Here is a 23089-nt window from a genome sequence, read left to right on the forward strand (position 1 = left end):
TTGCTCCTCACACCTAGATTAGGCCTAATTGGGTGGCGCGGGTGACCGCTTCCACGCGGTTTTTCGCAGCGAGCTTTACAAATATCTTCTTTGCATGAGACTTGACGGTCTCAGGCGCGATGCGCAAATTGACCGCGATCTGCTTGTTCGAGAGGCCTTGACTCATCAGGACCAGAATACTATGCTCCCGGCTGCTTAACACGACGGTAGGCTGGCCAGTCATCGGACGTTTTGCTACAACGCTGCGAGCCGCACGCCATCGTGACAGAAGACTGCCAATATACGGCAGCAGTACGCGAACCTCGCCTTGCGCGGCGGGATCGCCCCGCTGCAGCACCGCGAGCAGTTCGCCGACCCGAGGGCCGCTATCGACAAACGTCTGATGAAGCCCTACCGTCGCCCCGAGTTTCAGGGTCCGCAAGAAAATAGACACGGCGTCCTTCTGCTCCCCGACGGCAAGAAGCGCATCGATCAAACACACCGCCACCTGCACGGCGAGATAGAGTTCATTCCGACACACAGCTTCGCAATGCAACTGTCGCAGCGCCGACACATCGTCGAGCGTCGCGCCGCATGCCACGCGTAGACGGGCGCGAGCCAATACCCGGTAACCTGAAATTCCGGCGCCCCCTGGGCTGGCCGCTGCGCCATGCGCCTGCTCTAATGCAGCAAGCTGCGCAAGACACGCCTCTGCGCCGCATCTGTCGTCCTGTTCGAGAAGCAGATCGATCCGTCCTGCGACGCATGCCGCCACGAGGCGTGGCCAGCTCCGCCTTTGCCCCAGCGCTTCGGCTTCCGTCAGAATCAGCTGCGCAAAGTCGAACTGCCCGCGTGAGGCGGCGATTTTCGCGAGCGTTGTATAGGCACGCTCAGCGCTCTCGATGGTCCCGCCCTTGCAAATCTGCGCAAGGCGCTGCGACAGCCATGTCTGAGCTTCGTCAACCATGCCTTGCTCGTAGAGAACCTGCCCGACGATGCTAGCCGCGAACGACGCGACCGACAGATCGCCGCCGTATACGCTGCGGCACTCACTGATGGCGTCTTCGGCCAGCAAACGGGCCGCGGGAAAACGCAACTGATTCATCTCCACTGCGGCCATCAACGACAGATCGAACATCCTGGCGACTCGATGCAGCCTCGTCGGCAAGACGTCCGCATTGCTTTGCCCGACCGCGTGAAGGCGCTCGAAATCGCCGAGCTTCCAGTACGCGTACCGGCAGATGGTCCGTGCGATAGCGACGATCGATTCGCGGCCACAGTAGCGTATCGTGGACAAGGCAAGCGCTAGTGCAGCAGCGCAATTGTCCTGCAGGACGAGGCTGGCAGCGCGCAACGCCATGATCTCCCAGCGCCTCGCGTCGCGCTCCACAGAGGGCAGATCGTTAAGCGACACTTCGATTTTCTCGACGATCTCCAATGCCGCCTTGCATTCGAGACGCAGTAACGCCTGCCAGGCGCGGGCCGTCATTAACGACAGACGGCTGACGCTCACATCCGTCAACACGCGACTTATTCGTGCAAGCTGAAACACCTCCTGGGCTCTGCCGGACCCGCCACCATACATCGCCGGAGACGACGGCAATGCGCCACGCTCGGGCTCGGGTCCGGCCGCATCGTCGTAATAAATGTCTTCGGGCGAAACAGGCTCGAATGAAACCAGTTCTTTCGAAATACGCCTAGTGATAGTCGCGTCACTCAACTCAAAACCCCTAAGAAAAACAAACTTGCCCGCCCCAGCAGGGCGAGACGCACACGCTTTCCGTCAGGGTAAGGTGCTCGACATCCAGAAGGGTGAATTTTTGGTCTTGATTGGGTAATGAATGGTCCAGTCCGCATTACCGCAACGCGTGACGCGCTCCTGAGCCCGCCAGGTCGGTATTGATCTGTACAGCTGTTCAGATGATTGCAATTTTTATAAACGAAGATGCCGTGAAACCCGCCTCAAGCGGCCAGAGCCGGGCGGAGCCGGTGCTCGGCGTGGCGAGAGCATGTCGGGCGAATCGCTGGTAGCCGCCTCCAGGCGCTCTCATCAGGACCAGTTGCTCCTCAAGCGTGCGCCCCTCCGGTTCCACCCGCGAGAGCTTTCGCAATGAGTTGCTGCTGCGACGTCGTCGTGGCAAGCCTGTCTGCCACACCTCTCTGATAAAACGCCACTGTTCTGTCGCTAGCGAACGCGGCCACAGCCACTTTTCTGCGCCGAAATCCCTTGCGAGAAGGCGCACGATCGCGTGGCAGCAGGATCTCGCCAACGATGCTGAAGAGCCAGTCGGGGAAATAAGCGCCGAGGGCGGCTAGCGCAAGGCGGGGGCGTTCAGAGGCCAGTTGAGTTGGCTACTGATTGACACTGACAAGGGCCGCTAATGGAGCGTCACACTTACGCGCGGCCCCGTCGTCAACAATCCTCGGGATCACTGCTTGTCCAATTGCGACACCCGTTCCACCGTGGGGATTCGTCTCCTCGCTATCAAGGAGCGCAGCGCCGAATACGCAGGCGCAACCATCGGATAGTCCTTGGGAAGTCCCCACTTGGCGCGGTATTGCTCGGGAGACATGCCATATTTCCGCTTCAGGTAGCGCTTGAGGGACCTCAGCTTGTGACCGTCTTCCAGACATACGAGGAAATCGTTCGTCACTGACTCGCTGATTGGTACGGCCGCTCCCGGCTCACCGGCAAGCGTGTTCACATGACCCCGCAGCGCAGCCAGGGCAGCATGCGTGCTCGATATGAACGCGGGCAGCTCATCTGCCGGCAACGCGTTGTGGGAGACAAAGCTCGCCACAATCGCAGCGGTCAACTCTGTCAGGTCGGTGTTTGCTGTCACAAGGAGGGTTCGCCTATCTGTTGCAACGTTCCGTCACATTCTACAAATGAAGAATGCAGTTTCTAAACGGTCAAGGGATTGTTGATCGCTGACGGTATATGCCCTCACGGGCATGCACTCACTTCTCTTGAACGAGTTCCACGTTGGTGGGCGGTGGCCGGGCGCCCGAAGCACATGAGCCTGTCAGGCAAGGCGAATGTTTGGTTGAACCAGTCCGTTGATCCGTTCCGCCGTCCAGAGCAGTGTCGCTTTGCGAAACCCGTGCAGCGCCTGCTGATGACGCCGGTACAACATCGCGTGACTGAACTGGGCGAGGTGCCCCCGAATGAGCCCACCCGGAAAGAAGCCAAAGCGCCCTAGCGTGCCGAACGCGTCATAGTCGCTCAATGACACGAGCGATCCAAAATCCCGGAATACAAAGTCGGGAAACGGCTTGTTCTGGCAGAGCCATTCCGGCAGGTGGCGGGCCAGATAATTCGCCTGCTGAGCGGCTACCTGCGCGGTAGGAGGAAGCGGTCGCTGCGCACCTTCCGGGGTGAGGCTCGCACAATCGCCGAGAGCGAAGATCTGCTCATCGTGCAAGACCTGAAGCGTCCTCGACACCACGATCTGGTTTGCCCGGTTGGTCTCCAGACCAGCGAGGCGGTTCATGAAATCTGGCGCTTTGACACCGGCAGCCCATACCATCAAATCCGCTTCGGCGAGAGTCCCGTCCCCGTACCGAAAACCTCCTGGTTCAGCCGAAGTGACCGCAGTAGAGGTCAATACGCGAAAGCCGATGTTTTCGAGCCGTTGCTGGCTAGACGCAGAAATCTCCTGAGGGAAGGCAGGTAGCACGCGCGGCCCGCTCTCAAGAAGAGTCAGACTCAGCCTGTCCCTGATGGTGGTATCGCCATAGCTACCAGCAAGCTCGAGAAGACGGCTCAGCTCGGCCGATAACTCGACGCCGGTCGCGCCGGCTCCGACAATCGCCACTCTCAACTGCTCATCCTTGACGACGCTGCGAATAGCACGCGCGCGCAACGCGACGTTGAACGTCTCTGCTTGCTGTTGGCTGTCGATGAGATGGCATTGCTCCTTTACACCCGGCACACCAAAATCGTTCGCGCGACTGCCTAGCGACAGCACCAGCACATCGTATGGAACCGTTCGCGGCTCAAGCACCAACTTACCGTCCTGCGCCCTTATCGCGTCAAGCTGCACCTCGCGCAGTTGTCGGTCCAGTCCGCACATCTCTCCCGGTTGATATGTGAAACCGTGGTCGCGCGCGTGCGCGAGATAAATTACCCGCTGCTGGTTCACGTCACGCGTACCGGCCGCAATCGTATGCAGCATCGGCTTCCATATATGCGTCGGGCTGCGGTCGATCAAAGTGATGGTAGCCTCACCCGGCCTGCCCAACCGGTCGCCAAGCCTGGTCGCAAGTAGAATCCCAGCGATTCCCCCACCTACAATCACGATACGAGTTGGTTTTCTCATTGCAAACACTCAACGGATGATGGACAACGCCCGATAGCCCGGCGGGCCGCTTTGCTTGGCGCCACACTCACCGCGTCGTCGCTGGATTGCGCCGACGAGCCGGTGAGTTCGATCTGTTTGGTTTGTATACGTGTTCCGACATCAGGTTCTCCTTGGTTTTAGGCGGATTACGCGGCATCGCGATGTGCCACGATATCCACGCATGACGTACGCCGCGGCTTGCTGCTTTCGCAATCGCGCGAGCGCACGTGTGTCAACAACTTATGGACATTGAAGGCTAGGCCCTCGCATCCGTCGCGGTCCGCAATAACGGACGGCGTTCTGCAAATTTGAGCCGTTCAGCTCCCGCACTTCATCGTCAACGATCGCAGGCTGTGGTGGCCTGTCAACCGTATCCGGGATGCTGTTGGACAACCCATGGCCGCGCAGGTCAGAAACCGGGCGCAGGTCTCAGGCCTACCACCTGGTGGTGATGACACCCTTGTCTGGGCGCATCACTCGATTACCTGCGTGTGCTACGTACTTGAAAGTGGTCGATGCGCCGCCAAACCGCACACCAAGTCGTTCGATGTCGTCGATTCAGTTACAAGCTCAAGCTGTCCACCCATCGAAGCGCAGAACCGATTTTCATCGCCCATCGAATTTTCCGCCACGGCAGAAACGTCGCCAAAAAGACGAACCAACGGCTCTCATCCCTTGCACGCTGTCCATAGGTGCGCGGCGACCCTCACCGTTTCAACCGCAATCGGAGACGGCAGAGACGGCGTGCCGCCCTTTGCTTGCAGGAAGCTGACCAACATCACCGGTAGCGCCGTCGCTCCTGGCTGCTTTCGCAAACGTGCGGGTCGGGCACCCTTACCGCGTCAGCCATTCGGGCTTGCTCGAGCCTCGTGGCACGAGCACCGTCCTGAAGGCCCCGGGAGTCTTCGACAGGACGACCTGGTCGGTCATGCCCTGATATGTGCCCAGCGGGGTCTCTGCCGTGAACAGATCGGGAGCGACGTAGGCGTGCTCGTCGGAAGATCCGGCGGTCGCTCGGGCATAGTCCCTGTCGAAGATGCCGAGCGAGAACAGCCACAGCACGGTTCGGGTCAGAGAAACGGTGACCCGATAGCTGCCACCCTCGACCGCACGCCGGCGCAGCGCCGCGAGTACGCCGACCGTGCCGAGCCAGCCCACCACGTTGTCGACAATGGGGATGATCGGCGGCGATTTCGGACGCACGAGCGTACCTTCGACGGCGAACAGCCCCGAGACGGCCGCGCCGATTTCATCGAACCCCGGACGATACTTCCAGGGGCCGCTGGCACCGTGAAGCAGGACACTGGCATGGATCAATCCAGGCTTCCTGCCGCAGAGCTCCTCGGCCTCGAGACCATGGCGTTCCAGATAGCCCGGACGCTTGTTCGCGAAGAAGACATCGGCATCCGTCAGCAGAAGATCGAATTTCGCGCGATCCTCCTTCGAGTAGTCCAGAATCGTCGAGCGCATCCCGACCTGAGTGTCCCACGCGAACGCCTCGATCTCGCTGTCGTCGAACGGCCGCCAGATGTTGAGGACATCGGCTCCGTGCAAGGCGAGGTCCCGCCCGATGGCCGCTCCGGCAATCACGTGACCCGTCCCAAGTGCGCGAATGCCGTCCAGCGGACTGGTGCCCTCTTTCGTGAAAGGGATCGGCTCGCTTTCGCCGATCTTTTCCACGTTGATCAGCGACATTCTCGAGAGGACCTCCGTGTACTGAAGCTCCTTGCTGAATTCCTCGAAAGTGCGCACCTTCGCGATGACGATCCCGGCTTCCGCCGCCGCATTCTCCAGGTCGTCCGCGCGCCATTGCAGAATGGCGTTGCGCACGGCTTCCGGGCTGGAGTCGCACCGCAGCAGGCTGAGTTCGCGGGCAGCCAGCTTTGGGTAGATGTTCAGGGGCACGACGTGGCGTCCGTCGCGGGTTTCGCGAAAGAGATTCGTATCCATCTTGAGGGCTGGAGGACGTCCATTGATCGTCTCCCATTTCAGATCGAAGAACCCCGCGAAGCGCCGCAACGCTTTACGAACGTCCACTTCGATGTCCTGTTCCTCGCCGGTCCGCAGTCGCCATAGTGCAGCGACGCCGACGGCCTTCGCGGCCAGGGCGATCGCGGACAACGAGCCGAACCGGAAAAGCGCGGGAATGATCGGATCCCGGCCGTGGAACGTGATCTTGCCACCGCTGTCCGCCGTCGATAGCCCTACGTCCTTGAGTACGTCATTGAGCGCGCCGTGCAGGTCGATATCCGCGTTCCGTGCCGGATTCGCGAGATTCGATTGAATGATTCCAGTGAGCCGATCCGGATCGTTTTCGATTGGAAGATTGGTCGAGTCTGTCATTTGGGTAATTTCTTCGATAAGGGAGTGTCAACTGCCCGCGATCAATTCACGCGAGCCGCGGCCACGCGTGGCGTGGCCGCATCCGTACCTTTAACGCGCCTTTCCTTTGGTGCGCAGCTCGATGAGTCCGAGCAGCAGCTCATCGCGCTCTGCCTCCAGTTCCTCGATGGACCGCGACCCGACCTCGGCATGAACGCCGTCGATCAGCTTCTTCTGTACTTCCGGGGTCAGCTCCGGCGAGCCCAGTTCCTTCCACCCAGCCGTCATCGGGCCGGCGAACTGATGGAAGAAGTGTTCGATGCCACCCGGGCCGCCGCCGAGATGATTGAGCATCATGTTGCCCATCAAGCCCCAGCGCAGGCCCGGCCCCCAGGAGAGGGCGGCGTCGACGTCGGCGGCGCTCAGCACACCCTCTGACACCAGGTAATAGACCTCGCGCGCCACCGCGAACTGCAGACGGTTGGCGACGTGGCCCCGCAATTCCTTGTTCAGGCGCACCGCCTGTTTCCCGATCGACGTATAGAACTCCATGGCGCGCTTGATCGTCTCTTCCGAGGTCTTGGTCCCGCCGACGATCTCGACCAGCGGAATCAGGTGCGGCGGATTGAACGGATGGCCGACGACGCAGCGCTCGGGATGCAGCACGGCGCCCACCTGGATGCTGCTCATGGGCAGCGTCGACGTGCTCGATGCAATGATCACGTGGGGAGGCAGCAGCTCATCGAGTTGCCGATAGAGATCCTGCTTGAACTCGAGCCGCTCGGGGCCGTTTTCCTGGACCAGATCCACATCCGTGAGTGCTTGTGCAAGCACGGGCGTGAACGTCAGGTTCGCTTGCGACGCGCCGGGCGCCAGGCCCAATCTCGTGAGCGCCGGCCAGGCGGCCTCCACGAACGCCCTGAGCTGGGCTTCGGCATTCGGGGCGATGTCCGTCGCAACGACCTTCAGCCCCTTGGCGAGAAACAGCGCGGTCCAGCTGGCACCGATCACGCCGGTGCCGATGATGGCGATGCGGCGAATGGGCTGGCTCCTGGTATCAGTCATGTCATTTCTCCAATGCGTGGGTCAGAGTTCGGCATAGGCGATGCCGGTGAGGTTGCCTTGGGCGAAAAGGAAGTTGCGCGGGTTTTTTCCATCGAGATCGGCGGAGTAGACCGAGCCGCCCAGGTCCGTGACGAACATCCGATTTCCCGGAACGTCGAGTGCGATGCCGATTCCCTCCATCAGGTGCGTAACGAGGATTTCAGACGTCGCGGGTCCGTCGATCGGCGTGCGATTGACGGAGTCGCCGCGCGGAGGATCGCCGCGGTCGGTCCAGTAGAGGACACGCTTCGTGAGGTCGAGCTCAAGGTCGATGGGCTCGGGCAGCCGGTCGAACAGCACCTCGATGTCGGAGCGGTTTGTCGGGCTTTCGCCCTGCGGGATCTCGATATTGGCGCGGAAGATGCGGCCCAGGCCGGCGTTGTCGGGACCTTTCTGCGTCCAGTAGAGCTTCTTGTGCTTCGGATCGATCGTGATTCCGACGCACCACCGGGTCTGGTCAAAACGGTCCTGGGCGCTCTGCCCGGTCGCGACCAGCGTGTCGACTTGAGAGCCGTCGAGGTTGGCGCGCATCACGCGCATGCCCTCTCGATCGCACCAATAGAGCTTGCCATTTGCCTTGTCGAGATGAATCTGCTTCGGTGTGTGCGTGACACCTTGCGGGACGATGACCACGCGATTCTTGCCATCCAGGTCGGCACGTTCAATCGAGCCGTCATGGAGGCCGATCGAACCCATGTTGGTCCAGTAGATATGACCGGCATCCACGTCCACGACGATGCCGTCGGGGAGGCGGCAATCCGTGACGATCGTCTTGAGGTCGGATCCGTCGGGATTGATCGAGTGAATGCGGCCACCGCTCAGTTCGAGAAAAAACAATCGGCCGGAGCGGGTCGCGTCCGGGGAAATATTCGTTCCGCTGGTTCGGGGCAGGGTCATCGTGTGTCCTTTCGGGTCATTGCCATTGGAGGAGAGATTGAATGTCGGGCGCGACTGTGTACCGCCGGGTAGCGGTCTCGTCGATCATCGCGAAGGGATCGGAAGACCAGCGGGCGGCGCCAAAGAACTACCTGCGATACCGAAGTCACGAGATTTTTTGATGCTGGTTGGCAGGGCCAAGGACGGCTATTACATGGGCTATAGATGACGCCGACGAGGGCGCCGGCTCCCAGAGAGAGCAGATAGAGCTTCATGGGTGTGCTGTCTTTGCTTCGTCGGGTTCGGGTCGGGAACCGGAGGCGGCCCGAGCGTTGCGCCGGGCCGCCTGCCGCGGTTCAGATGGCGGGTGTGGCGCGTCCGGGGATCAGTGGGCCTCGCTGCCGCCGAACATCGTCTTCGCGTAGACCAGGCCGAGCCCATAGCCGCCGCCATGCTCGATCGCGGTGGCAACGGTCTGGTTGTAGGTCTCGCCGCGCGCCCAGTCGCGTTGCAACTCGAGCAGATATTGCAGCGAGGTCATCGGGTGTGCGCCTGCCTGGATCATTCGCTGCATCGCGCGCTCGTGCGCTTCGTCGGTGACGTCGCCGCACGCGTCAGCGATCACATACACTTCGAAACCCTGGTCGAGCGCGGACAGCGCCGGACCGACGATGCACACGCTCGTCCACAGGCCCGCGAACCCAAGGCGCGGCTTGCCGATGGCGTTCACGCGGTCGGCGATGCGCGGGTCTTCCCAGGTGTTCATCGTGGTGCGGTCGATGATCGCCTCGTCGGGAAACACCGAACGGATCTCGTTGAAGATCGGACCGGAGAACGTCTTCGCGGCAACGGTTGTGACAATCGTCGAAACGGCGAACTCCTTCGCCGCCTTCGCCACCAGCGCGGCATTGTTGCGCAGCACGACCGGGTCGATCGACTTCGTGGCAAAGGCCATCTGCGACTGGTGGTCGATGAGGATCAGCGTGTGATCGGAAGGGGACAGCAGCAGCTTTCCGGGCTTGGCTTGAGCTTGGGGCATCATCGTTTCTCGGTTGGAAGTAGTGGACACGCGGCGTCTCGCGGCCCGGACGTATCTTGCGATAGCACGTTCGATAAAAAAATCCCCTTGTCGGGGGATGGCAAGCGCAAGGCGGGGGATAGTCCTTGGGAAGTCCGGCTCTGTTGCAAATAGGGTCGGCGAATCGGTTAGAGTTGTCGGAGCAAAACGAACTGATGACCCGCGATGAGCAAGCTGAAGAGTCTGGAGGAGTTGTTCGGTGGACGCCATTTTGATCGGGAGATCATCATCCTGTGCGTTCGCTGGTATCTGCGCTACAAGCTCAGCCTGCGCGATCTGGTGGAGATGATGGCCGAACGGGGATTATCGCTGGCTCACACGACGATCCTGCACTGGGTGAGACGTTATACGCCCGAGTTCGTCAAACGCTGGAACCGCTTTGCTACGCCAGCTGGTCGCTCGTGGCGCGTCGACGAGACCTACCTGAAGATTCGCGGCAAATGGGTGTACCTGTACCGGGCGGTGGATCGGGCTGGCCAGACGGTGGACTTCATACTCAGGGCGAGGCGCGACGTGGCCGTGGCCAAAGCCTTTTGCAGCAAGGCTATCAGGCATCAGGGCCGGTCGCCGGAGACCATCACGCTCGATGGCTATGCAGCCTCGCACCGCGCGGTGCGCGAGATGAAGGCCGATGGTCTGCTGCCCGAAGACACGAAGGTCCGGTCCTCAAAATATCTGAACAACGTGATCGAACAGGACCATCGTCGCATCAAATCCAGAACCAACGTGATGCTTGGATTCAAGCGGTTCAGGAGCGCCGCGACCACAATTTCAGGTATCGAATTGACGCATCGCATTCGCAAGGGCCAGTTCGATCTCACGGAGCTCGGCCTCAAGAAGGCTACCGCGCCCGCCGTATGGAATGCAGTCCTGTCCGCTCGATAAGGTATCCTTCCGATAGGAAACGTCTCAACCTGCTTTCCTATTTGCACCAGAACCCCCGATGCGAAGGTCTTCAGAAACGGGCGGCAGTTCGGCGCCTGGCTCGGCCTGACACCACGGCAGCGCAGCTCAGGCGGCAAGACCCGGCTGGGACATATCAGCCTGCGCGGCAACGTCTATCTGCGCACGCTGCTTGTTCAGGGCGCCCGAAGTACGTTGCAGTCGGCGTTGCGTGCGGACCCCACGCACGCAAGCCGGCTACAACGGTGGATCCGACAGATCCACGAACGCAAGGGCTATCACAAGACGCTGATTGCGATTGCCAACAAGCATGCCCGGATGTTGTGGGCGATGCTCGCGAAGGACGAACATTACGACGCCAACGCGTGGCAACGCCATCCCATGCATCCGCCGTTACCATCCGCTACAGCATGACCCGGCTAGCCTGACACTCAACTACTGCTCGACGCGATAGCAAGACGAGGTCGGACCGAACGGGAGAAGAACCCGCCGATTCTGTTGGCGAATCATCATCGCACGCGGCGTATCACCGCGCGCCTGTTCGCCGGTTTTCAAATAGGGTTCTCCTGTGCGGCTCATATCGTGGCCCGCCCGATACGTCTCGGGCAACAAGGCCGTTTGCAAAGACGCAGTCTGTTCCTGGTATTGCTTCGAAGCGCGAGCCTTAACTGACAACGGAGAAGTGATATGACCGCCCAACCAACTGGACCACCAGCAACATTGGCGCCGCGCATTTGCCAGCGCCAACCAATCTCACCCCGATCTTGACTTTCGGGGGAAGTCCTTGCAAACACAATCGGACGAATTTGAGACATTCGCTGAAGATCTCTTGTTATTGCTGCGGCTATATCACTCGCGCAGCAGCCGCTCACGCAGCTCGGGCGGCAGCGGCGTGCCGTCATGACACAGCACCTCATCGCGGGCGAGCCGGCTGGCGAAGGCCTGGTGATCGACCTCATCCCAGCAGCCGAGCGTGACCAGCAGTTTGCGCATCCGGTCGCGATGCTGCTGGACTTCCTTCTGCAGTTCGCCGCGATCGCGCATCAGCTGGCGCGACGCCTCGTCCTGCGGCGACGGCACGTGCACCACATGCATGCGGTCGCGCTCGCCGCGCAGCCACGCACGCAGGTTGGTGACCAGTTTGATGACATCGAGCCGGTCGGTCTTCGCGCGCCGCTGGTGGCGTTCGACCGGAATGCTCGCCGGATCGACGACGTAGCACTCGATGCCGCGAGCCTGCAGCGCGCGACAGATCCAGAACGCGTCCTGGCCGGCTTCGTAGCTGACGACGGTCCGCACGCCCGCCGGCAGCGACCACTTCTCCTTGTGCGCCTTGATCAGGTCCAGCACCGCCTGCAGGCGGGCGGCGGCCTGTGGCCGCGCAACCGTGTGCACGGCGGGCTTCTCGCGCCCGCCATCGTGCAGCGCGACCTTCCAGCTTGCTGCGGCCAGTTCGAGTGATACTGCCAGCACCAGTTCCTCACTACCCGTCGTGAACGTCTGATCCGTGCGCATGATGCTCTCCTCGTAGCAGGTTCGACCGGCTGATCTTATGACTCAGTTCGACCGCAGATGTCCTGAGACATAGGATCTCACTGCCCTTCAAGCTTGTCGATTGCCTTGGCAACGCCCGCGCCGTAGGCAGGATCCGCTTGGGCGCAGTGCTCGATATGCAATCGCTGGACCGGCTTCGATACGCCGTTCAGTGCTCGCGCCGTGTTTTCGAACAGCGTCTGCTGCTGCGCTGCCGTCATCTGGCGGAACAACGCCCCTGGCTGCGAGTAATAGTCGTCGTCGACACGGTGGTTCCAGTGATCCGCCGAGCCATCAATCGACAAAGGCGGTTCGCGAAAATCAGGTTGCTCCTGCCACTCACCCCGCGTATTCGGCTCATAGGGGGTGGCGCCTCCCGTATTGGCATCGGCGCGCATCAGACCGTCACGATGGTAGCTATGCACGTACTTCGCTCCGCGCGGCGCATTCACCGGAACCTGATGGTAGTTGACACTCAGGCGATAGCGTTGCGCGTCTCCGTACGAGAACAGCCGGCCTTGCAACATCTTGTCGGGCGAGAAACTTATGCCGGGCACCACGTTGGCGGGAGCAAAAGCGGCCTGCTCTACGTCGGCGAAATGGTTGTCTGCGTTGCGGTTCAACTCCATTACGCCGACTTCGATCAACGGGTAGTCGCGCTTCGGCCAGACTTTCGTCAGATCGAACGGATTGATCGGATAGCTGCCCGCCTCCTTCTCCGGCATGACCTGCACACACAGGGTCCAGCGCGGAAACTCCTGGCGTTCAATCGCTTCGTAGAGGTCGCGATGATGCGTCTCGCGATCACGGCCGACGACCGCTTCCGCTTCTGCGTCAGTCAGGTTTTCGATCCCCTGTTGCGAGCGAAAATGGAACTTCACCCAGAAGCGTTCGTGAGCGGCGTTGATGAAACTGAAGGTGTGGCTGCCGAACCCGTGCATGTGGCGGAACGTCCTCGGAATACCGCGATCGCTCATGACGATTGTGATTTGATGCAACGCTTCCGGCAGCTGCGTCCAGAAATCCCAGTTGCTCTCCGCGCTGCGCAAGCCCGTGCGCGGATCGCGCTTGATCGCGTGGTTCAGGTCCGGGAACTTGAGTGGATCACGCAGGAAGAACACCGGCGTGTTGTTGCCCACCAGATCCCAGTTGCCTTCCTCGGTATAGAACTTCAACGCGAAGCCGCGAATGTCCCGCTCGGCGTCCGCCGCGCCGCGCTCGCCCGCCACGGTCGAAAAGCGCGCGAACATCTCGGTCTTCTTGCCGACCTCGGAAAAGATAGCGGCGCGCGTGTATTGCGTCATGTCGTTCGTCACCGTGAAGGTGCCGAACGCGCCAGAACCTTTCGCGTGCATGCGACGTTCAGGAATCACTTCGCGATCGAAGTGGGCCAGTTTCTCGAGAAACCATACGTCCTCGAGGAGTGCCGGTCCGCGTGGACCGGCGGTCTTGATGTTCTGGTTGTCGACGACAGGTGCGCCGAAAACGGTAGTCAGCTTTTTCATGAAAGATCCTCTATCTGCACAATATGATGACGATGTTCGTTCAGTCTTCCTGCACCGTTGCTGCGATGTTGCAACCGCAGCCCGCATCGTGAACGTGACCGGCGTTGCTGTCGTCCCATGCGGAACCCAGGATGATCTGGCAGAAATTCAGGCGCTTGTACTCCGGATCACGCAGTTCGAGCACGTCCGCCTTGACGTTGCCGAAGGTCGTCTCGGGCTTCCTGATCGTTCCTTGCGCGAAGGCATCGATGATGCCGTTCTTGAACGTATCCTCACGCGGATGTGCTGCCACCACCTGAATCCGTTGTTCGTCGCTGAACTCGTGGTAGGCCATGCCGAGCACGTCCATCTCGACCCCGGCGGTCACGAGCGCGACGACCGGCTTCAGATGTTCAGGCACGCCCGGTGTGGTATGGAGCGCAATCGACAACCATACCTGTTCGATGTCGTAGTCGTTCATGCCGTACTGCGTCATGAAATCACGCGCGGCATTGGCGCCATCCACTTCGAAACGGTAGCCTTCGCTGCTGTACGCCGGCATCAGGCCCATGTCGTGGAACATGGCGCCGAGGTACAGCAGTTCCGGGTCGTACTTCAGGCCCTTGCGCTCGCCGCTGAGGGCGCCGAACAGGAAAACCCGCCGCGAGTGGTTATACAGCAGGTCGGTTTCGGTATCGCGTACCAGTTGGGTGGCTGCGCGTGCGATTGCGCTGTCCGGTATCTTGATGCCGGCGATGATCGTGTTAGTCATTTCGGTTCCTTAGCTTATTTGTGTGCGGAGGACGCGTAGCCTATTCCGGATGGCGTACCACTGACTATGACGTCGACCGTTCCAGCGTGAGCCTCGCTAATGATCAAGATCAACGAAGCCACATCGAACACCACCTTCGCGAACGCCAACATGCGCTGCGCCGTTCTCCGGAAAGCTTGGGGATCGCACTTGGCTCATTCCATGATGTATCAGGCTTACTCAGTAATTTTGGAACGGCGTTCTATACGACACTATGATCAAACACCGGCATCATGGCGCGTTAAACGTTGTGAATAAATGCGAAGGCATGTAAGCCGGCATGCCATGACTGTGACGTTTGCAGAACGGGTGAACTTTGGCGGCCAGTGCCCGTTGCAAAGGACTGACTGGGCGCCTCGCTTGACGGTCAATCGACAGTGCGACTTAGATCATCTAGAAGGCGCCTCGCTTTCTTGAGATCGGACGTGCCGAATCCTTCGGTAAACCGGCCATAGACTCCGGCAAGCAGGTCATGCGCTTCCGTTCGGCGTTCTTGATCGGACAGCAAACGTGCGAGCGTCGTTGCTGTTCGCAGTTCCCAGCCCAGAGCTGATTGCTGGCGCGCCGATTCGAGCGAGCGTAAAAGCCAGTCCTTGACTTCCGACGGATCTGACCGCGGCGCTGAAGCGAGGATCCGTCCCTTGATGCGCAGAATCTCGGGCGTCTCGCTCGATCCACCGTTCTCCGCGACCCTCGCCAGCGCGTAATCGATTGTGGCGACAGCGTCCTTGATGTTTCCCAGCACCATCAAACCTTCCGCCAAGGCGCTCGCCAAAACTGGAGTAAGGATGTGATGGCGCCCGGCATACAGTTCCTCCAGACACCAGCGGAGCAACTGGACACCGCATTGCGCATTGCCGCGCCTGATCGACAATTCACCCGTCAGACCCAGGCTTACAGCCTGACATGGCCCGAGCGAATGCCGTGCGGTGTGAGCGACCAGCCGCTCGATGATGGCTTCCGCCGTCGTCCAGTCTCCGCTCCAGATGAACACGGACGAGGTCCAGATCAGTGCGCTGGAGAGGCTGACGGGATGCTTGAACTCGTCAGCCTCGTGGATCGTTTGACGTGCAACCTTCACGGCCTGGTCCGGGTAGCCCTGAAGCCATAACGTTCGTGCCAGAGCGACCAGCGCACGGATACGGTGATCGCAGCCGAACTGGATCATGTTAATGCGGTGGGACGCGATCGCGCGAACCACCGCAGTTTCGCAGTGTGCTCTGGCGCTCGCCTGGTTCCCGATGAGGTGATGCGCCACGCCCAGCATACAGTCTGTCAATGCGGCGGCGGCCGGAACGGCCAGTGCCTTGGCCACGATCTCGCTCTGCTGCGCGACCTTCAGCGCGCCCCTGAAATCTCCGATCCGTGTCAGAAAGATGTTGAGACCGCCAAGCAGCCTGAGTTGATGGTACGGCTCATGGAGCGATTCCGCGAGTTCGAGTCCACGAGTCAATGCTGAGCGGACCTCCTCACGGTTGCCCGTGGTGAACATCGACGACAGCCCGAGCGATGCCTGCAATTCCATCTCTCGACGGCTCCCGCGACTGGCAGATTCGATTAGGGCCAGGGCGCGCTCCGTCCAGCGCCGACACTCGCTCAGCAGTGAGAGCTGGAGGAACAGGGGAGCCGACGCGGCGACCAGCGCAGTGCCGACGCAGGGGTCCCCGCGGTCCGAGAAACTCCAGTCCAGAGCCGCGCGCACATTTCCAAGCTGCTGGGCGCACTCCACCAGGCCATGGCCATCAGCGGCGTTAGCACCTTCGAGAAATTCGCAGAAATAGATCGCGTGACGTCGTGCGGCCGCGTCCATTTCACCACTTTCCGCGAGTTTCGAGGTAACGTACGCGCGCGTGGTGTCGAGTAGCCGGTAACGCATCGTCGCGTCACCCGCTTTCTCCGCCGACGCAAGCGACTTCGCAACGAGACCGCCCACGGCATCCACGACCCGGGCTTCGTCGACATCAACATCCGCCGCGATTGACCGCGCCGCGTCAAGGGAAAACGTGCCAACGAATAGGGAAAGCCGGCAAAGGATGGTTTGCTCGAAGGCGGTGAGCAGGCGGTAGCTCCAGTCGAGCATCGCGTTCAGCGTCTGATGACGGGGCAGCGCCGTGCGTCGGCTCCGCCAGAGCAACCCGAAGCGGTTATTGAGGAATTCCGCGGTTCCACGAATACCGTACGCATCGACGCGGCCGGCCACAAGTTCGATTGCCAGAGCGATGCCGTCGAGCTTGCGGCAGATGTCGGCGACGATGGAGGCATCCCCGTCGCTCAGCTCGAAGCCATTGTCGCCCGCGGCCGCCCGCTCCACGAAAAGCTGCACAGCCGAGTATGCCAGTGCCTTCCCGGCCGTCAGCCCTTCTTCGTCGGGTGGGCTCTCCAGCGGCATCAACCGATGGACGTGCTCTCCCTCGACACGCAGCTTCTCCCGGCTTGTCGCGAGGATATGCACCTCCGGAGCGTCCCTGAAGATGCGTTCCGCCAGCGTGGCTGTTGCCTCCACCACATGCTCGCAACAATCTAGGACGAGTAGTAGCCGCCTGTGTTGGAGAAAAGCCATAAGGCTCGGCAGCGGGTTGGAGGACTGAACCACGACGCCAAGTGCCGACGCAACCGTGGCGGCGACGAGTTCCGGTGTGGTAAGCGCGCCGAGGTCGACGAAGCATGCCGGAACCTCGAATTCCGCAACAAAGACATGGCTCACAGATACAGCGACGGTGGTTTTACCCATGCCGCCTGGCCCCACGATGCTGACGAAGCGCTGGCCGTCAAGCTGGCTTGAAATGGTCCGGACGGCATCTTCGCGACCGACCATGCGCGTCAGTTGGGCGGGAAGCTGGGTGTCATAGCCGGAAACAGGCTTCGAGGCCGCGACGGGTTGTTCTGTTATGGCCCGAAGCCGCCCTGGCGTGGCGACACGCGAAACTGGAGCGACAAAACAGTAGCCTCTGCCCGGGACATTGGTCACATACCTCGCGCCGGCCTGCCCGTCGCCAAGCGCCTTGCGAAGGCTGACCAATTGCACCCGAAGACTGCTCTCGTCAACGACGACGTCCGGCCAGACGCGCGCTATCAGGTCACGCTTGCTGACGACTTCGCCCGCACGTTCGACCAGCACGATCAGGATCTCGAGCGCGCGACTGCCCAATCGAAGAGCAACGTCCCCCTGATAAAGAAGTCGTTCCGCAGCAAGCAGGCGAAACGGCCCGAATAATGCGACCCTGATGTCGTCAACGTGCGCCGAGTCAAGCACGGCGCTCCGCGTCGATGAGACCTGCGTTGAAGTAGACATTTTGCTTTCTTTCCTGATTGTGGCTTGAAAGGAAAATGCGCACCTCCAGCATGCGTAAGGACGTGAGTCGTCGAACGACGGCGGCGCTTGCGTATGGCGGAAAAGAGCGCGATAAATTACGAAACGAGCGTCTTCACTTGCTGCGACAACGCGGCGAATTTGTGCGGTTCGGGGTCGTCCAGGGCAAGCGTGTTGACGAAACCCACCTGAAAATTCGTGGCAAATGGGTTCATCTGTACCGTGCGGTAGATCGAGCCGGCCAGACGGTGGATTTCATGTTCAGGGGTTCTGGACTTGATGCTTCGATGGTCCTGTTCGATCAGATTGTTCAGGTACTTCGAGGACCGGATCTTCGTGTCCTCAAGCAGCAGGCCATCTGCCTTCATCTCACGCACCGCCCGGTGTAAGGCGGCATATCCATTGAGCGTGATCGTCTCCGGCGGCTGTCCCTGATGTTTGATTGCCTTGCTGAAAAAGGCTTTGGCCGCGGCCAGGTCGCGCTTCGGCATGGCGTAGTGGGTTCTGGTGCAATGGCTTGTCTGGCAGAGATACTTCCTCTAGATATCGATACCTTATCCATTGAACAGGACGGCATTCCAGACAGCGGACGCAGCGGTATCTTTGAGCCTGAACGTGGAGAAGTTCAATGCGATGATCAATTCGATGCCTGAAATCGTGGCTGCGGCATTCCTGAACCGTTTGAAGCCGAGCATCACATTTCCTGTGGGTATGCCAAAACGATTCCAGCGCTTGACGAACTCCGGCGTAAAGCGCTTCACCCAACGCACAATCGTGGTGTGCACCAGCGACAAACTACGCTCGGCCATCATCTCGACCAGATCGCGCAGGCTGAGCTTGTAGCGAAGCTACCAGCGCACGCAGAGAATGATGATCTCCCGATCAGAATGTCGCCCATCAAACAACGCCCCTAGGCCTTTCCGCTGCTCATCACCGACCACCAGATCGTTGGGCTGAATACTTTAACCGATTCGCCGAGCCTATTTGCACCAGAATCCTTCATAGCGTTTGGACTTGAAGATAAGGGGTGGGTCAGAGTTACCGTGAGACACGGTCAAGTCTGGTCTTCGAGCGGTTGATGGCCGGCAACGTCAGGCGGCGAGTTTTGATAGAGGAGGAACATGGGGGAGTGCTGGGCGTCTCCCCGCGTTCGCCCCATGGCACGGTCTTCCAGTCACCGTCCCGGGTGCGGCGAGCGCCGACTACTCTAACCTTGCCCCCTTTCGTCCGGACGAATCGCAGGGGTACTGTCGGCCCGGCGACATGGTTGAACGCGCCACGTGTTCCTAACCGCCCTGCGCAAAACCCACCATGCGACTGATATCCCGCCGAACGGTCTGACCGATGATGTCTTCAATGGACTTGAATGCCATTGCGTGCAGTCCTGTTGAATTGATGGAGTGCGAAATTCATACTCACACCGGAATCTTGCGTTCGTAGTCGATGCCAATCGAACACACCAGGAGACCCGCCCCCATCGCGGCGAAGCACATCAACGCGAGGAAATATGAGCCGGTGTATTGAACGATTGCGCCGACCACGATCGGAATCGCCATCCCGCCGAGGTTTCCGCCGAAATTCAGCAAGCCGCCGAGCGCCCCGACCTTGTTGCGCGTAGCGAGCATCGCCGGAATCGACCAGTACAGCCCACCCCAGCGCAGGAAGAACAAGGTCGCCGACAGCAGGATGACAACCATCCTTGGACTAGTCGCATAGGCCACGCAAAACACCGAGATCGTGGCCACCACCCCGGCAATGCCGAACATGACGCGCATCACCAGGTTGGGCGCTGCACCGCTCGCAAGCCATTTGTCGGCGATAAAGCCGCCCACCACTTCGCCGACGAAGCCGCACAGAAATATCAGAAAGCTCGCATTGCCCATTTTCTGCAGGTCGAAACCATGGACCTTGTGCAGATAGGTCGGCATCCAGGTAAGGAGCCCGTAATAAAGTGTCGTGCAGCACATGAAGCCGAAAAACATCAACCACACCGACCGGAACCTGAAGAAATCAATCGATCGGCCTGACAGCTCCTTGGCCTCCTTGGCATGCTCCAGCGCCTGAGCTCGCTCAATATGGAGCGCTTCCGCCTCGTTGACGCCCGCATGCTCGCGCGGCTGATTCCTGATATACCGCCATGCAACCATGCCGCACAGGATCGTGCCGATGCCAGCGATCGCGAACGCGGAGCGCCACGAGTGCATGACCAGAATCAGCCATGCGATCAGTACCGAACCAAATGCCGCACCGAGCGGCGAGCCGCCATCCATCAGCGAAGCGCCGCGTACGCGCTCGTGTTGCGTAAGCCATGCGGCGTTGAGCGCGCCGCCGGCCGAGGCAACGGGGGCCTCGGCAACGCCGAGACCGATCCGCGTCATCAGCAGACCCGCCGAGCTGGTCGCAATGGCCGCCAGCGCCTGAAAGCCGCCCCAGAACAGCGTACAAAGCGCAAGGACGGCACGCGGTTTGAAGCGATCGACGAGTTGGCCGCCTGGGATCTGCATCAGCGTGTACGACCAGAAGAACGAACTGAGAATAAAGCCCTGCATCACGGGCGACAGCGAGAATTCCTTCGTGAGCAGCGGCATCGCGACCGATAGGGAGGCTCGGTCGATATAGTTCACCGTCACGAGCAGCAGCATGACCAGAAAGATTTTCCAGCGCACTGACGTCTTCGGCTGGGCGTACGCTGCCGACAAATCTATTTGTCTGCTCATTCGGGCTCCTTGCTATCGCATCTTATCCGTCTAATGAACCGAATGTAGGAGACCAATATTAATAAGCGATAATCGAAAGTGAGTCCATCGTCTGATAGAACTTCCCGATCATGCGCCTTTTCCTGCAGCAAATCGAAACGTTTGACTGGACCGCCTGTCTGGGCCGCTTTCATGCAGCGGCGCGCCACCAGCATCTGACGTAGCCGACGCGAGCGAGCAGCTTGTCCCTCATGCGCTCGAAGAAGGCGTCGGCGGTCAGGCCGCCGCCATAGTAGCCGATGCCGCCACACGCCCACGCTACTGCGCTCAGGACGCTCGTCGGCTTGATGTCGAGATGGAGGGCGTTGGTTGAAGTAGCTCGGCATCCACGAGATGAACACAAACAGCGTGTAGTTGACCGCGAACAGTCCGACGCCGAGCGCGAACGTGCTCGGACGCATCAGATAGCTGCGCAGGGGCATGCTGTCGTTGCCGGCTTCTGCGGGATGAATCGCGCTGCGGCTCGCTTCGATCATCTCGCGTTCCATTGCGCGGACGCAACGGCTCTCGGCCGGCCTGTCGGTCGCCAACAAACGCCATGCAACGAGCCTGAGCGCAGCGATGATCACGAATGAGGTGCGCCATCCGTACGCAACCGCGATCAGCCCGACAATCGGCCCGGCGATCGCGCGCTCCCAACGGTTTGACCGGAGAACGCGAAGCCGATCATCGTCGAGGTCTCGTGACGCGGAAACCAGTTGGTGGCCACCGACGAGCGCAAAGATGGAATAGTCGAAGAAGAAGCTGCTGAACACGATCTCCAGTTCCAAAGGCGAGAGGCTCAGTTCCTTGCTGATGATCGGCGCGACGCCGCCGAGTGCCGCGCGGTCCATGTAATTAATGGCGCCGGCGATGAACAGCAGCAAGGAGACGGCATAGCGATATCTACCGGTCTTCATTTGTCTCCAACCCTTTGGGAACCCATTCCATCGCTGTCAGGTAGTCGCGTGGCTTGATGAAGTTGCCGACTGGACAGCCGCCGCAGTAACCGCGATATCCGCCGCCGTTCCGCCAAGTGGTCCTTCGTCGCGAGAAGAGTAGGTTTTCCCGAAGCGCGAATCTACTCTACGGTGGGATATGCCAATGCCCCGTTAGCATAACTTGCTTATACGGGGGTATAAGCGGTTCTGTTGGATCATCGGTGCGATATGATTTGGGTCGACAAAACGAATCGCATGCTCAATGAAACGGACCCAGACCGGCGGCGGATAGACCGGCGTAGTGCCGGAAATCGGCAAGCTGCGTTCGACGTGGCGGGAGCTGTAAACGTGACTATGGTAGCCGGACTGAGGTCCACCGCGAAAGCGGTGGGGAGACCACCGGAGCCTACCGTGCGCGCGCCAGTTCTCAACCCTACCTTAGGGAGCCGTACCGCAGCAATGCGGTACGGCTACCCGACCAGGCCCATCGGGCGATCAAGCGACGCACGCGGCCCATGCTGGGGTTCAAGACTTTTAGTCCCGCGAGCCGAGCCTTTTTTCCGTATCAAGAACACCGAATGCCCCGGAGACTTCAACCATCTTTGTGTCGCCGGTAATGGTTCCGCTGGCTGCGTATCACTCAGGCGAAAGGATGTCCGCTTGCCGACGTGCGGCGTGACCGAAGATGAGGTAACGGTGTCGACGTGGTGCTGATGCCAAAGTAACGGTGCGCCGTAGTGTTCACACGCGTGCGTCGGTGCGCGCCCTGTCATCTTCACGCCTGGACGGCGACCATCCTTAAGCCGGGTGCAATGGAGGAGGTTTTGTCCCAGTAGGGCAGGATGGACGAGCAAACTCGATTGCTATGTATCGCTTATGAAACGATCGAGTAGAACTGCTGCGCGGCGGACAGTGGGACTTTGCCAAGGTCCTTCACCTGTCCTTTCTTGATTACGTGCATGACTTCGATGCCGCTCAGAATGACACGCGCGCAGTGAAAGTCCTTGAACCCGAGCATCGGTCCGGTGCGACGTTTGGTGGTCCGATGGTCCTGTTCCACCTCTTTGTTCAAATACTTGACCTGCCGAACTTTGCTGGGCGTCTCGCGCCCGGCGTTCACCGCATGAAGCGCCGCCAGATTGGAACCGCTTTTGTCGATGGTCACCGTCTCGGGTAAACCGATCTGACCAATTGCCTTTTCAAAAAAACGCCAGGCAGCAGCCTTGTCCACTTGGCTCTGAACAGAAAATCGATGGTGTTGCCGGCCTTTCCACTGCGCGATAAAGATACTTCGCGAGCCTTTGACCTTGATATTTTCATCCATGCGCCAGCTCTTGGCCACCGGGCGTTTGTGCTTGCGGAACATTTTTTCGAACAACGGTAACAGTTTGATCACCCACCTATGCACGGTCGAATGGTCGACGCCGATGGCGCGCTCAGCCATCATCTCCTCGAGATTCCGAAGACTGAACGAATAGGCCACATACGATCGCACGCACAGCAGCATCACATCCAGCGGATAATGAAGCCGCTTCAAAAGCTTGGCAATGCCTGCAGCAAGGGCCGCGTGGTCTCGCGATCTTCTTCATCGTGTGCCGAAGCAAAGTTAGTGCAGCCCGAACTTTACCGCGACATAATTATTGCGACAGAACCCCGTCCCTGATGGATGC

General features: G+C 60.1%; 15 protein-coding genes and 6 pseudogenes. 3 read left to right on the forward strand and 18 right to left on the reverse strand.

Annotated features, from left to right (window positions below):
• Window positions 1-13 precede the first annotated feature (13 nt).
• The 8 genes from RW095_RS04735 to RW095_RS04770 form a co-directional block, all read right to left on the reverse strand.
• Window positions 14-1699, reverse strand: a complete 1686-nt coding sequence (locus RW095_RS04735) for a LuxR C-terminal-related transcriptional regulator (RefSeq protein WP_317014840.1) — start codon at window positions 1697-1699, stop codon at window positions 14-16.
• Window positions 1700-2408: 709 nt separating this feature from the next.
• The gene (locus tag RW095_RS04740; protein WP_317014841.1) at window positions 2409-2822 is read right to left on the reverse strand and encodes a MucR family transcriptional regulator; all 414 of its coding nucleotides are present in this window, start codon (window positions 2820-2822) and stop codon (window positions 2409-2411) included.
• A 183-nt stretch (window positions 2823-3005) separates the two neighbouring features.
• Window positions 3006-4301: an NAD(P)/FAD-dependent oxidoreductase gene (locus RW095_RS04745; RefSeq protein WP_317014843.1), complete on the reverse strand. Its 1296-nt coding sequence runs from the start codon at window positions 4299-4301 to the stop codon at window positions 3006-3008.
• Complete coding sequence (locus RW095_RS04750) at window positions 4298-4429, reverse strand: dodecin domain-containing protein (RefSeq protein WP_394365071.1); 132 nt, start codon at window positions 4427-4429, stop codon at window positions 4298-4300. The genes RW095_RS04745 and RW095_RS04750 overlap by 4 nt, the downstream gene beginning before the upstream one ends.
• Window positions 4430-5156: 727 nt before the next feature.
• A complete protein-coding gene (locus tag RW095_RS04755; RefSeq protein ID WP_317014844.1) occupies window positions 5157-6443 on the reverse strand; it encodes a CoA transferase in 1287 nt (428 codons plus the stop codon).
• A 312-nt stretch (window positions 6444-6755) separates the two neighbouring features.
• Window positions 6756-7709, reverse strand: coding sequence for a 3-hydroxyacyl-CoA dehydrogenase NAD-binding domain-containing protein (locus RW095_RS04760; RefSeq protein ID WP_317014846.1), 954 nt, complete (start codon window positions 7707-7709; stop codon window positions 6756-6758).
• Between the two features lie 21 nt (window positions 7710-7730).
• A complete protein-coding gene (locus RW095_RS04765) occupies window positions 7731-8645 on the reverse strand; it encodes a 3-hydroxyacyl-CoA dehydrogenase (protein WP_317014847.1) in 915 nt (304 codons plus the stop codon).
• Window positions 8646-9009: 364 nt separating this feature from the next.
• Window positions 9010-9663, reverse strand: coding sequence for a hydrolase (locus RW095_RS04770; protein ID WP_317016736.1), 654 nt, complete (start codon window positions 9661-9663; stop codon window positions 9010-9012).
• 213 nt (window positions 9664-9876) lie between these two features.
• On the opposite strand from RW095_RS04770, the gene RW095_RS04775 reads away from it, so the two are divergent.
• Both RW095_RS04775 and RW095_RS04780 read left to right on the forward strand, forming a co-directional pair.
• Window positions 9877-10587: an IS6 family transposase gene (locus tag RW095_RS04775; RefSeq protein ID WP_394365072.1), complete on the forward strand. Its 711-nt coding sequence runs from the start codon at window positions 9877-9879 to the stop codon at window positions 10585-10587.
• 63 nt (window positions 10588-10650) lie between these two features.
• Window positions 10651-11019 (forward strand): annotated as a pseudogene (locus RW095_RS04780) (transposase); the annotation flags it as partial.
• Between the two features lie 438 nt (window positions 11020-11457).
• Here the strand turns inward: RW095_RS04780 and RW095_RS04785 are convergent.
• The 5 genes and pseudogenes from RW095_RS04785 to RW095_RS04805 form a co-directional block, all read right to left on the reverse strand.
• Window positions 11458-12120 (reverse strand): annotated as a pseudogene (locus RW095_RS04785) (IS110 family transposase); the annotation flags it as partial.
• Between the two features lie 77 nt (window positions 12121-12197).
• Window positions 12198-13643, reverse strand: a complete 1446-nt coding sequence (locus RW095_RS04790; RefSeq protein ID WP_317014850.1) for a catalase — start codon at window positions 13641-13643, stop codon at window positions 12198-12200.
• A 40-nt stretch (window positions 13644-13683) separates the two neighbouring features.
• Complete coding sequence (locus tag RW095_RS04795) at window positions 13684-14394, reverse strand: HD domain-containing protein (protein WP_317014852.1); 711 nt, start codon at window positions 14392-14394, stop codon at window positions 13684-13686.
• Between the two features lie 32 nt (window positions 14395-14426).
• Window positions 14427-14531, reverse strand: a pseudogene (locus RW095_RS04800) (fumarylacetoacetate hydrolase family protein); the annotation flags it as partial.
• Window positions 14532-14800: 269 nt separating this feature from the next.
• Window positions 14801-17725 carry an ATP-binding protein gene (locus tag RW095_RS04805; protein ID WP_317014853.1) on the reverse strand — a complete coding sequence of 975 codons (2925 nt, stop codon included), beginning with the start codon at window positions 17723-17725 and terminating at the stop codon, window positions 14801-14803.
• A gap of 188 nt (window positions 17726-17913) precedes the next feature.
• On the opposite strand from RW095_RS04805, the pseudogene RW095_RS04810 reads away from it, so the two are divergent.
• Window positions 17914-18003: pseudogene (locus RW095_RS04810) on the forward strand (DDE-type integrase/transposase/recombinase); the annotation flags it as partial.
• Window positions 18004-18009: 6 nt separating this feature from the next.
• On the opposite strand, the pseudogene RW095_RS04815 reads toward RW095_RS04810, so the two are convergent.
• From RW095_RS04815 to RW095_RS04845, 5 genes and pseudogenes are all read right to left on the reverse strand, one after another.
• Window positions 18010-18228 (reverse strand): annotated as a pseudogene (locus tag RW095_RS04815) (DDE-type integrase/transposase/recombinase); the annotation flags it as partial.
• Window positions 18229-18449: 221 nt separating this feature from the next.
• Window positions 18450-18684: pseudogene (locus RW095_RS04820) on the reverse strand (IS6 family transposase); the annotation flags it as partial.
• Window positions 18685-19158: 474 nt separating this feature from the next.
• A complete protein-coding gene (locus tag RW095_RS04825) occupies window positions 19159-20460 on the reverse strand; it encodes an MFS transporter (protein WP_317014855.1) in 1302 nt (433 codons plus the stop codon).
• Window positions 20457-21365 (reverse strand): MFS transporter, encoded by a 909-nt coding sequence (locus RW095_RS04830; protein WP_317014856.1) that lies wholly within the window; start codon window positions 21363-21365, stop codon window positions 20457-20459. The genes RW095_RS04825 and RW095_RS04830 overlap by 4 nt, the downstream gene beginning before the upstream one ends.
• Window positions 21366-22293: 928 nt before the next feature.
• Entirely contained in the window at window positions 22294-22956 is a 663-nt protein-coding gene (locus tag RW095_RS04845; RefSeq protein WP_317014857.1) for an IS6 family transposase, read from the reverse strand.
• Window positions 22957-23089 lie beyond the last annotated feature (133 nt).

The organism is Paraburkholderia kirstenboschensis, assembly GCF_032806925.1.
Classification (GTDB): domain Bacteria; phylum Pseudomonadota; class Gammaproteobacteria; order Burkholderiales; family Burkholderiaceae; genus Paraburkholderia; species Paraburkholderia kirstenboschensis.

Bases quoted from the DNA above. Each gene is read 5' to 3' on its own strand.
- RW095_RS04745 (WP_317014843.1), bottom strand. From the start codon at position 4,301: ATGAGAAAACCAACTCGTATCGTGATTGTAGGTGGGGGAATCGCTGGG.
- RW095_RS04760 (WP_317014846.1), bottom strand. From the start codon at position 7,709: ATGACTGATACCAGGAGCCAGCCCATTCGCCGCATCGCCATCATCGGC.
- RW095_RS04765 (WP_317014847.1), bottom strand. From the start codon at position 8,645: ATGACCCTGCCCCGAACCAGCGGAACGAATATTTCCCCGGACGCGACC.
- RW095_RS04770 (WP_317016736.1), bottom strand. From the start codon at position 9,663: ATGCCCCAAGCTCAAGCCAAGCCCGGAAAGCTGCTGCTGTCCCCTTCC.
- RW095_RS04790 (WP_317014850.1), bottom strand. From the start codon at position 13,643: ATGAAAAAGCTGACTACCGTTTTCGGCGCACCTGTCGTCGACAACCAG.
- RW095_RS04795 (WP_317014852.1), bottom strand. From the start codon at position 14,394: ATGACTAACACGATCATCGCCGGCATCAAGATACCGGACAGCGCAATC.
- RW095_RS04805 (WP_317014853.1), bottom strand. From the start codon at position 17,725: ATGTCTACTTCAACGCAGGTCTCATCGACGCGGAGCGCCGTGCTTGAC.
- RW095_RS04825 (WP_317014855.1), bottom strand. From the start codon at position 20,460: ATGAGCAGACAAATAGATTTGTCGGCAGCGTACGCCCAGCCGAAGACG.